The 13,053-nt window shown below is 64.5% G+C and carries 17 protein-coding genes and 1 other RNA gene; 9 read left to right on the top strand and 9 right to left on the bottom strand.

Annotated features, from left to right (window positions below):
- Positions 1–25: 25 nt before the first annotated feature.
- From ACFSQR_RS08645 to ACFSQR_RS08635, 3 genes are read right to left on the bottom strand one after another with little or no spacing between them, the layout of a single operon-like run.
- On the bottom strand, positions 26–1,855 hold the full coding sequence (locus ACFSQR_RS08645; protein ID WP_377729313.1) for a hypothetical protein: 1,830 nt from the start codon (positions 1,853–1,855) through the stop codon (positions 26–28).
- Positions 1,856–1,866: 11 nt separating this feature from the next.
- Positions 1,867–2,775, bottom strand: coding sequence for an ABC transporter ATP-binding protein (locus tag ACFSQR_RS08640; RefSeq protein ID WP_377729311.1), 909 nt, complete (start codon positions 2,773–2,775; stop codon positions 1,867–1,869).
- Entirely contained in the window at positions 2,772–3,179 is a 408-nt protein-coding gene (locus ACFSQR_RS08635) for a GntR family transcriptional regulator (protein WP_377729309.1), read from the bottom strand. Before ACFSQR_RS08635 ends, ACFSQR_RS08640 begins: the two co-directional genes overlap by 4 nt.
- A gap of 250 nt (positions 3,180–3,429) precedes the next feature.
- Here ACFSQR_RS08635 and ACFSQR_RS08630 point away from each other — a divergent pair, with 250 nt between their 5' ends.
- Complete coding sequence (locus tag ACFSQR_RS08630) at positions 3,430–4,527, top strand: alkene reductase (protein ID WP_377729307.1); 1,098 nt, start codon at positions 3,430–3,432, stop codon at positions 4,525–4,527.
- 41 nt (positions 4,528–4,568) lie between these two features.
- Here ACFSQR_RS08630 and map read toward each other — a convergent pair whose 3' ends face one another.
- The 4 genes from map to groES all read right to left on the bottom strand — a co-directional run bounded on the left by map (position 4,569) and on the right by groES (position 7,685).
- A complete protein-coding gene (gene map, locus ACFSQR_RS08625) occupies positions 4,569–5,336 on the bottom strand; it encodes a type I methionyl aminopeptidase (RefSeq protein ID WP_377729305.1) in 768 nt (255 codons plus the stop codon).
- Entirely contained in the window at positions 5,333–5,545 is a 213-nt protein-coding gene (locus ACFSQR_RS08620; RefSeq protein WP_377729303.1) for a ParD-like family protein, read from the bottom strand. The genes map and ACFSQR_RS08620 overlap by 4 nt, the downstream gene beginning before the upstream one ends.
- Positions 5,546–5,699: 154 nt before the next feature.
- On the bottom strand, positions 5,700–7,349 hold the full coding sequence (gene groL, locus ACFSQR_RS08615) for a chaperonin GroEL (RefSeq protein WP_377729302.1): 1,650 nt from the start codon (positions 7,347–7,349) through the stop codon (positions 5,700–5,702).
- Between the two features lie 45 nt (positions 7,350–7,394).
- The gene (groES, locus tag ACFSQR_RS08610; protein WP_377729300.1) at positions 7,395–7,685 is read right to left on the bottom strand and encodes a co-chaperone GroES; all 291 of its coding nucleotides are present in this window, start codon (positions 7,683–7,685) and stop codon (positions 7,395–7,397) included.
- A 345-nt stretch (positions 7,686–8,030) separates the two neighbouring features.
- Here groES and ACFSQR_RS08605 point away from each other — a divergent pair, with 345 nt between their 5' ends.
- The 8 genes from ACFSQR_RS08605 (at position 8,031) to ACFSQR_RS08570 (ending at position 11,255) form a co-directional block, all read left to right on the top strand.
- Complete coding sequence (locus ACFSQR_RS08605) at positions 8,031–8,408, top strand: hypothetical protein (RefSeq protein WP_377729299.1); 378 nt, start codon at positions 8,031–8,033, stop codon at positions 8,406–8,408.
- A 1-nt stretch (position 8,409) separates the two neighbouring features.
- Complete coding sequence (locus ACFSQR_RS08600; RefSeq protein ID WP_377729298.1) at positions 8,410–8,667, top strand: DUF5985 family protein; 258 nt, start codon at positions 8,410–8,412, stop codon at positions 8,665–8,667.
- A gap of 4 nt (positions 8,668–8,671) precedes the next feature.
- Positions 8,672–8,935, top strand: coding sequence for a DUF5985 family protein (locus ACFSQR_RS08595; protein ID WP_377729296.1), 264 nt, complete (start codon positions 8,672–8,674; stop codon positions 8,933–8,935).
- Positions 8,936–8,992: 57 nt separating this feature from the next.
- Positions 8,993–9,247, top strand: a complete 255-nt coding sequence (locus ACFSQR_RS08590) for a hypothetical protein (RefSeq protein ID WP_377729295.1) — start codon at positions 8,993–8,995, stop codon at positions 9,245–9,247.
- Positions 9,244–9,555 carry a cell division protein ZapA gene (locus tag ACFSQR_RS08585; RefSeq protein WP_377729293.1) on the top strand — a complete coding sequence of 104 codons (312 nt, stop codon included), beginning with the start codon at positions 9,244–9,246 and terminating at the stop codon, positions 9,553–9,555. The genes ACFSQR_RS08590 and ACFSQR_RS08585 overlap by 4 nt, the downstream gene beginning before the upstream one ends.
- A gap of 46 nt (positions 9,556–9,601) precedes the next feature.
- Positions 9,602–9,783, top strand: a non-coding RNA gene (gene ssrS / locus ACFSQR_RS08580) — 6S RNA.
- A 192-nt stretch (positions 9,784–9,975) separates the two neighbouring features.
- Positions 9,976–10,443, top strand: coding sequence for an EVE domain-containing protein (locus tag ACFSQR_RS08575; protein ID WP_377729291.1), 468 nt, complete (start codon positions 9,976–9,978; stop codon positions 10,441–10,443).
- Positions 10,443–11,255, top strand: a complete 813-nt coding sequence (locus tag ACFSQR_RS08570; protein ID WP_377729951.1) for a sulfite exporter TauE/SafE family protein — start codon at positions 10,443–10,445, stop codon at positions 11,253–11,255. The genes ACFSQR_RS08575 and ACFSQR_RS08570 overlap by 1 nt, the downstream gene beginning before the upstream one ends.
- A 26-nt stretch (positions 11,256–11,281) precedes the next feature.
- Here the strand turns inward: ACFSQR_RS08570 and lgt are convergent, their stop codons facing one another.
- Positions 11,282–12,139: a prolipoprotein diacylglyceryl transferase gene (gene lgt / locus ACFSQR_RS08565; RefSeq protein ID WP_377729289.1), complete on the bottom strand. Its 858-nt coding sequence runs from the start codon at positions 12,137–12,139 to the stop codon at positions 11,282–11,284.
- Positions 12,140–13,030: a LysR family transcriptional regulator gene (locus ACFSQR_RS08560; RefSeq protein WP_377729287.1), complete on the bottom strand. Its 891-nt coding sequence runs from the start codon at positions 13,028–13,030 to the stop codon at positions 12,140–12,142.
- Between the last annotated feature and the right edge of the window lie 23 nt (positions 13,031–13,053).

The following is a 13,053-nucleotide window of genomic DNA, read 5'->3' as shown; positions in this document are numbered from 1 at the left end:
GCTGGGACGACGGGTTGCGGGATGCTTAAGTGGCGGGGGCGGGGGCGGGCCAGGCTGCGGGCGCGACGCGGCGGGTGCGCGGTTGCAGCGCCATCAGCGTCAGCAGCGCGGGCAGGCCAAGCAGCAGCGCGGCGGCGATCCACCCAAGCTTGCGCCGGGGCGGCGCGTCGGTGCGCGCCAGCCATGCGGCGCTGGCAAGGGCCGAGAGCAGCGCGGCCGCCAGTGCCGCCGTCCATACCGTGGCGCTGCGTTCAGGCGGCGACGCGACCACGTCGGGAATCGTGCCGTCGGCGATCAGCGCGTCCGGCGCGTCGATCACTGCGCCCAGGACGGGCGACAGCCAGAAATCCTTATGCTCGAACAGCACGCCGAAGTCGTGCTGCAAAGGGCGGCGCGCCACCTCGCGGACCGCGCCCGCCATCGGCACGAACATCACATGCTGGTTGGCCTCGCCGCTGCCCTTGTTCATTTTTCTCCCGAACAGGATCGATACCAGGCTGCCGTCCGCAAGTTCGGCCACGTCCACGGCGCCAAGGTTGGAGTAGGCGTCCGGCAGGATGATGGAGAACTGCTCGGCATTGGTCTGCTTGTCCAGCGCGACCAGGCGTGCATTGGTGAGCACGTAGCGGTAGCGCGGCGGCACTGCCGCGCGGGCATTCTGCACGTCGTCCGGCGCCATCACGATCTGTTCCGCGCCGCGCGTCCCGAACGTCCTTTCCAGCGGGTTGGCGCCGCCGGTCACGCGGTAGAGCGTGTGCGGCGTCAGCAGGTAGCCGTGGGCGTCCGCCGGCACTTCGGTGAAGCGCTCGGCCGAGTTCCTGCCGCCCGCGCCGAAATGTCCGGCCGGCCGGCGGGTCAGCATGTCGCGTCCGCTGTAGCGCATGTCGTCATGCGAGAAGGACCAGATGATCCGGCTCGATGCGTCCGGCCACAGCATCGGGCCGGCGTTGCTGGCCTGGTGGCGCACCGGGTATTGGTCCACATCCGGCGCATAGGCGGTCGCCATTCCGACCTGTGCGGACAGCGCGCGCGATTCGGCGGTGTTGGCTGCGGCGAGGCCGGCGCGCAGGCGCTCGGGCGCGGTCATGCGGCTCGCTTCGGCGTAGCCGCCTGCCGGCGCACTGTTGGCGCCGAGCGGATGGACGCCCGCCAGCATCTGGCCCCACTGGTACACGGTCGAGCCGCCCCACAGCGCGACGATGTAGAAGCCGGCCAACAGGGGCAGGGCCGCCGCGGCGATGTGCGGCGCGGATTCCGGCGGCGCGTGATGGTTCGGCTTGAACACGCCGGACAGGATGTAGGCCAGCAGCGCGACGCACAGCAGCGCCGGCGCCAGCATGTCGACGGCCGAGCCGAGGCGGAAGAACGCCAGGATCGGCAGCACCAGGATTACCGCGGCGCTGCGGCGGTGGTTCAGGATGACGTAGCCCCCGGCCAGTCCGCTGGCCAGGCAGAGCAGGGCAATGTGCGCTACCGCGAGGTAGTGGCGCACGTCCACGACGCGCTCGCCCATCAGGTCGGTCGCGCCGAGCACCAGCAGGAGCGGAACCGCGACGATGAGGAGCACCAGCGCGAACGAGGCGCCAACGATCGCAGCGAAAATCCGGCGCGGCGCAAGCGGGCGGTGCATGAGCCAGGTCCAGCGGCCGGGCGTGCGGTAGGAACCGAACTGGTACATCGAAAAGCCGAGCGCGGACAGCATGTAGAACACGGCAACGACCACATGGACGTTGCGGCCCTGCTGCGGCAAGTCGAGTAGCTGGTTGAGGAATACGATCGCCATCAGGTGCACAAGCGCGGCGATCAGGCCGATGGTGCGGAAGCGCCGCAGCTCGCTGAAGAACAGTTCTTTCATCTTGATTCCTTTCAGGCTGCGCGCGCGGTGGAAATGTGTCCGCGGGCGAGGAAGCCGTTGACGGCGCGGTCGAGGCCGACCGGCATCGATTGGGCGGAGCGTGCGCCGAGCTGCTTGAGCCGTTCGCCGAAGCTGGCGTCCTGGTCGAACACCATCAGGTGCGTCAGGCCTTCGATGCGGCGGCTTTCCAGCACGCCGGGCAGCTGCTTCAGGTCCGGGTCCCTGAACGGGAATTCGGCCACCCACATCGTCACGCGTTCGCAGAACTCGAACGGCGAGGACATGTGGCGCAGCGTGCCGCGCTCCAGGATCACCAGGTTGTCGGCGAGGCGCTCGACTTCTTCCATGTGATGCGAGCAGTACACCACGGTGGAGCCGTCGTCGAAGCTGGTCTGCGACAGCGCTTCCAGGAAGGCGCGCTTGGCCACCACGTCCAGGCCGAGGGTGGGCTCGTCGAGGATCAGCAGCTCGGGGCTTTGCGCCAGCGCCATCGCCAGGTTGACGCCTGCGCGTTCGCCGCGCGAGAGTTCTGCGATCTTCTGGTCCGGCAGCACGTTGAAGTTCTGGACCACCGACACGTAGCGGTCCTCGTTCCAGCGCTCGTACTGGCGGCGCTGCATGGCCGCCACTTCGTCCACGCGCAGCCATACGGGCAGCGTGTGTTCCTCGTTGACGAAGCCGATGCGGGCGCGCATGGCCGGAGTGAGGGCGCGGCTGTCGCAGCCCAGCACGCGCGCGGTACCAGCGCTTTGCGTCTCGAAGCCGAGCAGCACGCGGAACAGCGAGGACTTGCCGGCGCCGTTGGCGCCGACCACTGCGTGGATGCCGCCGCGCGCCAGGCGCAGTGTCAGGTGGTTCAGCGCGCTCTTGCGGCCGTAGTGCAGGGACAGGTCGTCCGTGTCGATCGCATGGTCTGTCATGCCTGGGTCCTCCGTAATTGTTCGAGTTCTTTCTCAAGCCGCGCGGCGATGGCCGCAGCGGGGTAGTCGAGGCCGATCACGTCGCTGACGAAGCGCTGGATCGCGTCGTCCAGGCGGCGTTCGCGCTCTTCGTCGGACAGGCGCTGGCGCGGCGGCGCGACGAACACGCCCAGGCCGGGGCGCGATTCGAGCCAGCCTTCGGCGGTCAGCTCGGAATACGCCTTGGCGACCGTGTTCGGGTTGATCGACAGCTGCAGCGCGAGGCCGCGCACGCTGGGCAGGGCCGCGCCGACCGCGAGCTCGCCGCTGGCGATGTGGCGGCGCACGCCGTCCACGATCTGGCGGTTGATCGGGCGCGGGTCGCCGGTGGCGATTTCCAGCATCAAGGGGGTGCGTGTGCTCATCGTTGGTGACTGTACTGCTTTCTGTCTCACTGTACTATTACGCGTAGTACAGTAGCACTTGCGCAATAATCAGGTCAAGCAGTTTCTGGGGCGGGGTCGGCGGACCCACGGCGTTGCAGGCGGTGGCGCAAAAAAAAACGAAAGAGGGTATTGATAAGTTCGCCATCGCTCCTATATAGCTAGGAACCTAGTTCTTTGGCGGTCTGCATGGTGGCCGCTTTCTTCAAACCCGGCACTATTAGGACAGCATATGACAGCACCCGCACTCTTCCAGCCTGGCCGCATCGGCGATATCGAAGTCTCCAACCGCATCTTCATGGCGCCGCTCACGCGCAGCCGCGCCGACGAAGCGGCAGGCGACATCCCCGGCAGCGAGATGAACATCGAGTACTACCGCCAGCGCAGCGGCGCGGGCCTGATCATCAGCGAAGGCACGCAGGTTTCGCCGGTCGGCAAAGGCTACATGGCGACGCCCGGCATCTATTCGGACGAACAGGTGGAAGGCTGGAAGAAGATCACGCAAGCGGTGCACGAAGAGGGCGGCAAGATCATCGCGCAGATCTGGCACGTGGGACGCGTGAGCCACCCGCTGCTCACCGGCGGCGCGCAGCCGGTCGCTCCTTCCGCAGTGGCTGCGGCGACTTTCGCATACACCCACGAGGGCAAGGTGGACCTGCCGGTGCCGCATGAACTGACGGTGGACGAGATCAGGGAAGTGGTGGACCAGTACCGCCGTGGCGCAGCGAACGCGATCCGCGCGGGCTTCGACGGCGTGGAGATCCACGGTGCGAACGGCTATCTGGTGGACCAGTTCCTGCGCGACGGCGCGAACAAGCGCACCGACGAATACGGCGGCCCGGTGGAGAACCGCGTGCGCTTCGCGCTGGAAGTGGTCGATGCGGTGGCAGCGGAGATCGGCGCGGGCCGCGTTGGCATTCGCCTGTCGCCGGTGACGCCATCGAACGCGATCAGCGACAGCGATCCGCAAGCCGTGTTCGGCCACCTGGTCGAGCAACTCGACAAGCGCGGCATCGCCTTCATCCACTTTGTCGAAGGCGCGACCGGTGGCGCGCGCGATGTGCCGGGCTTCGATTTCGCGTGGGCGCGCAAGGCGTTCCGCGGCGCCTACATCGCCAACAATGGCTACACGCGCGAGATGGCGCTCGACACGGTGGAATCGGGCAGGGCGGATGCGGTGGCGTTCGGCCGTCCGTTCATCGCGAACCCTGACCTGGTCGACCGCCTCGCGATGGATGCGGAGCTGAATGCTCCGAACCCGAAGACCTTCTATACGCCGGGTCCTGCCGGCTACATCGACTATCCAACCCTGCAGGCCAAAGCCGCTTGAACGCGCGGGGAGTGTTCCCGATGCGGGCACTCCCCTGCACGTCAGTTCAGCGGTTTTTCGCCGGGCCGTAGGGTCAGCACACGCACGCCGTTCGCAGTAACCGCGACGGTGTGCTCGAACTGCGCGGACAGTTTTCCGTCGCACGTGACGACCGTCCAGCCATCGTCCAGCGTATCGACTTCGTCGTCGCCCTGGTTGATCATGGGTTCGATGGTGAACACCATCCCTTCGCGTAGCACCAAGCCGGTGCGCGGCTTCCCCCAATGGAGCACCTGCGGCAGCTCGTGCATTTCGCGCCCGATGCCGTGCCCGCAGTAATCCCTGACCACCGTATAGCCGTGCCGGTTCGCGTGCTGCTCGATCGCGTGGCCGACATCGCCGAGCCGTGCCCCTGGGCGGACCGCCTTGATCCCCTTCCACATCGCTTCATACGTCACCTGCACCAGGCGTCTGGCCAGCGTCGAGACGTCGCCCACGAGGTAGGTCTTGCTGGAGTCCGCGATGTAGCCGTCCTTCTCCAGCGTGATATCGAAGTTCACGATATCCCCGCTCTGCAAGACATCCTCGGGGGAGGGGACGCCGTGGCAGACCACGTTGTTGCGCGATGCGTTCAGCGCGTAAGCGTAGCCGTACTGCCCTTTGCTGGCTGGGCGCGAATGCAGCTCGTCCACGATGAATCGGTCGACCAGGTCATTGACCTGCATGGTGGTCATGCCGGCCAGGTCCAGCTGATCCAGGTGGGCAAACACGCTGGCCAATAACTTGCCCGCTGCGGCCATCAGTGCGATTTCTTCAGGGCGCTTGATCATGTCGTCGCGATCCTCAGCGCATGCGTGGTGACGCCGGCCGTGCGCAATTCCGCTGCAACGATCTCGTTGAAGCTTAGGGTGGGATTCATTTCGCACATCATGCCGACCTTGATCCAGAAGGCGGCTTGCGCGTTGATCGAGCGGCAGGAGACCGCGCTGGCTTTGCGGAGCTGGTCGTGCAGCTCATCGTCGATGTTTACAATTCCCACACTATGCTCCATATACGTTTCGTATATGAATTATATGCGATCTGGCAAGATCACGCTACGTTGATCCGGCTGCCAAATGAAAAAGGGCAGCCGTAGCTGCCCTTTTTGCCAAGCGCTGGGGACTATCCCTGGAAGGGACAATCCCCGGACTGCATTACATCATGCCGTCCATGCCGCCCATGCCGCCCATGCCACCCATGCCGCCCATGCCGCCGCCGGCTGGCTTCTCTTCAGCCGACTCGGACACCATGCACTCGGTGGTCAGCATCAGGCCTGCGATCGACGCTGCGTTCTGCAGTGCCGAGCGGGTGACCTTGGCTGGATCCAGCACGCCCATTTCGACCATGTCGCCGTAGGTGCCGTTCGATGCGTTGTAGCCGTAGTTGCCCGAACCTGCCAGGACAGCTGCAACCACCACCGATGGCTCTTCGCCGGCGTTCTGCACGATCATGCGCAGCGGCTCTTCCATCGCGCGCAGCACGATCTTGATGCCGGCTTCCTGGTCGACGTTGTCGCCCTTGATGTCGAGGGTCGCGCGGGCGCGCAGCAGTGCCACGCCGCCGCCAGGAACGATGCCTTCTTCCACAGCTGCGCGGGTTGCGTGCAGTGCGTCTTCGACACGTGCCTTCTTCTCTTTCATCTCGACTTCGGTAGCCGCGCCAACCTTGATCACTGCAACGCCGCCGGCCAGCTTGGCCACGCGTTCCTGCAGCTTCTCGCGGTCGTAGTCGGAGGTCGACTCTTCGATCTGTGCACGCACCTGCTTGACGCGCGCTTCGATCGATTCAGCCGCGCCTGCGCCGTCGATGATGATGGTGTTTTCCTTGCCGATCTCGACGCGCTTGGCCTGGCCCAGTTCCTGCAGGGTTGCCTTTTCCAGCGTCAGGCCGACTTCTTCAGCGATCACCTGGCCGCCGGTCAGGACAGCGATGTCCTCCAGCATGGCCTTGCGACGGTCGCCGAAGCCTGGCGCCTTGACTGCGCAGGTCTTCAGGATGCCGCGGATGTTGTTGACCACCAGGGTCGCCAGCGCTTCGCCTTCGATGTCTTCGGCGATGATCAGCAGCGGACGGCCGGCCTTGGCCACTTGCTCCAGCACTGGCAGCAGGTCGCGGATGTTGGCGATCTTCTTGTCGAACAGCAGGATGAACGGGTTTTCCAGGATCGCGACTTGCTTCTCCGGGTTGTTGATGAAGTACGGGGACAGGTAGCCGCGGTCGAACTGCATGCCTTCCACGATTTCCAGCTCGTCGTTCAGCGACTTGCCGTCTTCCACGGTGATGACGCCTTCCTTGCCGACCTTGTCCATCGCTTCAGCGATGCGCTCGCCGATCGACACGTCCGAGTTCGCGGAGATCGCGCCAACCTGGGCGATTTCCTTCGACGTGGTGCATGGCTTGGCGATGGTGCGCAGTTGTTCGACGGTGGCAGCGACTGCCTTGTCGATGCCGCGCTTCAGGTCCATCGGGTTCATGCCTGCGGCAACGTACTTCATGCCTTCGCGGACGATGGCTTGTGCCAGCACGGTCGCGGTGGTGGTGCCGTCGCCGGCGTTGTCGGAGGTCTTGGATGCGACTTCCTTGACCATCTGCGCGCCCATGTTCATGAGCTTGTCCTTGAGTTCGATCTCTTTCGCGACCGACACGCCGTCCTTGGTGACGGTTGGGGAACCGAACGAGCGCTCCAGCACCACGTTGCGGCCCTTAGGACCCAGGGTGACCTTGACCGCGTTGGCCAGGATGTTCACGCCTTCGACCATCTTGTGGCGCGCTGCGTCGCCGAACACTACATCTTTAGCTGCCATGTTTTTATGCTCCGTAAATTCGTGTTGTAGGGGAGTGGCGTTCGATTACTGGTTGACGACTGCCATGATGTCTTCTTCGCGCATCACCAGCAGCTCTTCGCCATCCACCTTGACCGACTGGCCCGAGTATTTGCCGAACAGTACGCGGTCGCCGACTTTGACTTCCAGCGGACGCACTTTGCCGTCTTCGAGGACTTTGCCGTTACCGACGGCCAGCACCTGGCCCTGGTCTGGCTTCTCGGCGGCTGCGTCCGGGATGATCAGGCCGGATGCGGTTTTGGTTTCCTGGTCCAGGCGCTTGACGATCACGCGATCGTGCAACGGGCGAAGGTTCATACAAGACTCCTTGTTCTAACAGTGGGTTGATGGTGTTTCGTATTCGTTATGTCGGGGGTGCTTGTTAGCACTCTCCCTTAGCGAGTGCTAATTATAGGGACGACCCTCAGGCTTTTCAAGACATCAATGTGCGGTGCGGATCAAACAGCCGGGGCGAAACCGTGGTATGGAGGACTTCTGCCGGGGAGCCAGGCGGGGGTATCGCCGGCATGGACAGGCTGTGGCATCGCCGTGTTGTCGTACTTTTAATAGAATTCGCGAGGTCAATTTTTTTCTTGGCATATAATCCCCGCTTCTTTGTAAAACGGTCCAACCGGCATGCCGCATCGGCGGGCCGGCATCTTGATGGTTCCAGATATCATCCCTGACGACGTACGCCGCTTCGTGCTGACGAGCATCCCTTCGGTGCCGCACCTGGAAGCGCTGCTGCTATTGCGCGCGACGCCGGGAGAGTGGCCGTCCGCCAGGGTGGCAGAGCGGCTGTACATCAGCGACAAGGCGGCCGAGAAACTGCTGGCCGACCTGTGCGCATCCGCCATGCTGCACTGCGACGACGACACCTACCGCTATGCGCCGGAATCGACCTTGATGGCCGATACCATCGACAACGTGGCGCGCGCGTACTCGCAGAACCTGGTCGCCATGACCAATCTCATTCATTCCACAGTCGAACGCAAAGCGCACCAGTTTGCGGACGCGTTCAACCTGCGAAAGAAGCCCTGACATGGCACACCTCATCTATACATTGTGTACGCTCACCTCGCTGGCCTGCGCCTGGCTGCTGCTGGCCAGCTACCACCGCACCGGGCACCGCCTGCTGCTGTGGAGCGGCTGGTGCTTCATCGGCCTGACTGTCAACAACATCCTGCTGGTGTGCGACAAGCTGGTGTTCCACCACGTCGATCTGTCGACGCCGCGCCTGGTGGCCGCGCTGGTGTCGCTGCTGCTGCTGTTGTACGGCCTGATCTACGAGAAGGAGTAAGCGCATGAACCAGTTCATTTCCGGCGCGATTTGCATGGGGTCGGCCCTCATCGGGCTGTTCTTCCTGCGCTTCTGGAGCACCACGCGCGACCGATTTTTCCTGTATTTTTCGCTGTCCTTCTTTGTCGAGGCGGCGCACCGGGCCTGGTTCTACTGGGACATCGGTGGACGCGAAGACTCTCCCTATCACTACCTGATCCGCCTGCTGTCGTATGGCCTGATCCTGTGGGCGATCTGGGAGAAAAACCTGCCGCACCGAAAGCAATAAGCGCCTGGCCCGTCTTTACGGCTTGACTCCATTTCCTACCGGGTTCTATAGTTCAGGATGATTTCCGAATTCAAAGATTTATCCGACAAGATCGACCGCCTCGCCGAGTTGACTTTGTCGCTGCGCCGCGAGAACGCGCAACTGCGCCAGGCCAATGTCGCGCTGGGCAACGAGATCGGCCAGCTGCGCCAGTCCAACGAACTGCTCGCCAACGAAAACACCACTTATATGGAACGCCTGGGCCAGGCCCAGCAGCGCGTCGAAGCGCTGCTCGCGGCGATCCCTGCCGGCGACGAGGAAACCGCATCATGATCCAGCTCGACGTGACCATCATGGGCCAGCCCTACCGCCTGGCGTGCAAGGCCGGCGAGGAGAACACGCTGCAGGAAGCGGTCAACTATTTGGACAGCAAAATGACCGCGTTGCGCGACTCGGGCAAGGTCAAGGGCAACGACCGCATCGCCGTCATGGCCGCGCTCTCGATCGCGGCCGAATTCCTGTCGGTGAAGTCGCCGGAAGGCCCGTTTGCCGAGACATCGATCCTCGAAGTCAAGCAAAAACTGCAGGCGATGCACACCGCGTTGGACGCCGCGCTGACGCCGCAAGAAACTTTGTTCTGACGGGCGAAACTGTTTGATGTTGCAGCGCGGAGGGAGTAAGATTCGGTCTACCCTGCGGTGTTCGGGATTAGCCATATATTCCTTGAACCATTCTTCAGCATAGGTCGCGGAAATTTGTTCGGTGGGCGTGAGCGTCGCTAGCCCGATGAACCCGAAACTGGACTAACTGCGACCACCTTGAGCCTCATAGGTTCGGGATGCCGGCTTAACGGCACAGGCGGGGCACTATTCGGAAACGGTTGCTATGACTAGCAACCGTTTTTTTTCGCCCAAAAAATGGGGGCCAAAAAATGGGGACTAAAAAATGGGGACAGACCCCATTTCGACAATGCGAAATGGGGTCTGTCCCCATTTTTTGGTCTGTCCCCATTTTTTGGTGGCGGTTACACTGTGGGCTTTTCCAGATACACGAGAACGCCGATGCGCTACTGGCTGATGAAGTCCGAACCGGACGATGTGAGTTTCGAGGACGTGCTGGCGTCGCCGGACCAGACGACTTCGTGGTACGGCGTGCGTAACTATCAGGCCCGCAACTTCATGCGCGACGCCATGCAGCCCGGCGACGGCGTGCTGTTCTACCACTCCAGCTGCGCCGTCCCCGGCATCGCCGGCATCGCGGAAGTCGCCAGCGGCCCGTATCCCGACGCGACCCAGTTCGACAGCAGGAACAAGTACTTCGACCCGAAAGCGACGCAAGAACAGCCGCGCTGGATCTCGATCGACGTGCGCGCGACGAAGGAGATCGGCTTCATCCCGCTGACCGAGCTGCGCACCATGCCGGAGCTGGAAGGCATGGAACTGCTGCGCAAAGGCTCGCGCCTGTCGATTTCGCCCGTCACCGCGGGCGAATGGAAGGCCATCCTCAAACGCGCGAAAGCCGCTTCCTGATGGACTGGATGCTGATCCTGGCGCTGCTGGCGATGGGCAGCGCGGGCGGCTTCGCGGCGGGGTTGCTGGGCATCGGCGGCGGCATGGTGCTGGTCCCGTTCATCACGATGATCTTCACCGCGCGCGGCTTCCCGCCCGAAGTGGTGGTGCACATGGCGATCGCCACCGCGCTGGCGACCATCGCCTTCACTTCGTTGTCGTCGGTGCGCGCGCACCACGCGCACGGCGCCGTGCTGTGGCGGGTGGTCGCGCTGATGGCGCCGGGGATCGTCGTGGGCTCGTGGATCGGCCCGTGGATCGGCAAGCAGATGGACACGCAGCTGCTGGCGCTGGTGTTCGCGCTGTTCGTCGCCTTCTCGGCCACGCAGATGCTGCTGAATAAGAAGCCGCACGCCTCGCGCGAGCTGCCGGGCAAGGCGGGCATGTTCGGGGCGGGCGCCGTGATCGGCACCGTGTCGGGGATCGTGGGGGCGGGCGGCGGCTTCCTGTCGGTGCCGTTCATGAGCTGGTGTAACGTGCGCATCCACAATGCGGTCGCGACCAGCGCGGCGCTCGGCTTCCCGATTGCGCTATCCGGCACGCTGGCCAACATCGCCTACGGCTGGAACGAGCCTGGGCTGCCGGCGTATTCGCTGGGCTTCATCTACCTGCCGGCGCTGTTCGTGATCGCGCTGGCCAGCGTGACGTTCGCACCGCTGGGCGCACGCGCGGCGCACCGCATGCCGGTGCAGAAGCTCAAGCGCATCTTCGCCATGCTGCTGTACGCGCTCGCCGCGTACATGGCGTGGCGGGGACTGTCCGCCGGTGTGTAGCGTGCAGGGGGATCTTCGCGCGGCCGCTAGCGGTGCATGCGGCTGCGCTCGAGCAGCCCCGGCTTCGGCTGGCGGTATGCCCACACCAGCAGCGCGATGCCCAGCACGATCATCGGCAGCGACAGCATCTGCCCGGACGTCACCGGCACGCCGGCCACGCTGACCTGCCAGTCCGGCGTGCGGAAGTACTCGGTGAAGAAGCGCGCGCACCCGTACAGGGTCATGTACAGCGCGCCCACGGCCAGGCGTGGCCGCGCCTTGCGCGCATACAGCCACACGATCACGAACACGATCACCCCGTCGACCAACGCCTGGTACAGCGGCGACGGATGGCGCAGCCCCTCCAGGAACACCGGCACCGGATGCAGCGGATACGAGATGTCCGGCCAGCGCATCGCCCATGGCAGCGAAGCATCCGCCACGCGTCCCGGCAGTTCCGCATTGATGAAGTTACCGATGCGTCCCACCGCATACCCCAGCGGCACCAGCGGCGCAATGAAGTCCAGCACGTCGAGCAGGTTGCGCTTGCGCTTGCGGGCCCACAGCGCCATCGCCACCAGCACGCCGATAAAGCCGCCGTGATAGGACATGCCGCCTTCCCACACCTTGAAGATATGGAGCGGGTTGGCAAAGAAGTAGTCGGGCCGGTAGAACAGCACTTCGCCCAAGCGCCCGCCGATGATCACCCCGAGCACGCCGTAGAACAGCATGTCGTCCAGGTCCTCGAACTTCCAGCCCTGCGCGGCCACGTGCGGCAGGCGCAGGCGCAGGCGTCCCATCAGCAGGAACAGCGCGAACGCGATCACGTACATCAGGCCATACCAGTGGATATCGACGGGTCCGAGGCTGAAGGCAACGGGATCGGGCATCGGGTGGGTCAGCATTTATCTTTTCTTCCTTAACAGGTCCAGAAAGCCCTTGAGTACGGGCGAATCGTTATCGCGGCGCCAGCTGATCCCGGTTTCGACGTGCGGCACCGGGTCGCGCAATGGACGGTATTCTACGCCGCGGCGCATGAGATTGGACACGGAGTGCGGCACCAGTGCCAGCCCCATGCCGCTCGAGACCAGGCTGACGATGGTCTGCATCTGCAGCGCCTGCTGGCCGATGGTAGGCGTGATGCCCGCCGCCGCAAAGCACGACAGGATCGCATCGTGCAGCGCCGGCGAGGCCTCGCGCGGGAAGATGATGAGCGGCAGGCGCGGCGCGTTCTTCAGCCACACCGGCCGCGTATCGCCCGGCGTGCCGGCCGGCGTGGCCAGGATCAGCGGCTCCGACAGCAGCGGCAGGTAGTCCAGTACATCCCGCGCGCTCGCGGGCAGGGGAGGGATCAGCATGCCGCAGTCGATGCGCCCGTGCTGCAGGTCGTCGACCTGCACGTCGGAGGTCGACTCGCGCAGCGTCAGCTCCACCTCCGGATAGCGGGCGCGGTACTTGCGCAGGAAATCGGGAAGGATGCTGTAGTCGGCGGACGAGACGAAGGACAGGGACAGGCGGCCCTTTTCGCCTTCCGCCGCGCGGCGCGCCAGCGCGGGCAGGTCGGCGGCGGCGGCCAGCAGGCGGCGCGCTTCCGGCAGCAGCACCGCGCCGGGCGCCGTCAGCGCCACGCCGCGGCGGTCGCGCACGAACAGCGCCACGCCGAGCAGCTCCTCCAGCGCGGCGATCGCGTGCGACAGCGGCGGCTGCGTCATGTGCAGGCGCTCGGCGGCGCGGCCGAAGTGCAGCTCCTCGGCGACGGTGACGAAATAGCGGAGCTGGCGCAGGTCTGGGCTCATGTTTGCGTAGGGGTTGCTGGTGC

It is taken from the genome of Pseudoduganella sp. GCM10020061 (assembly GCF_042683405.1).
Lineage (GTDB): Bacteria > Pseudomonadota > Gammaproteobacteria > Burkholderiales > Burkholderiaceae_D > Telluria.
Note: the sequence above shows the minus strand (reverse complement) of the source record. Positions and strands in the feature narration are given on the sequence as shown.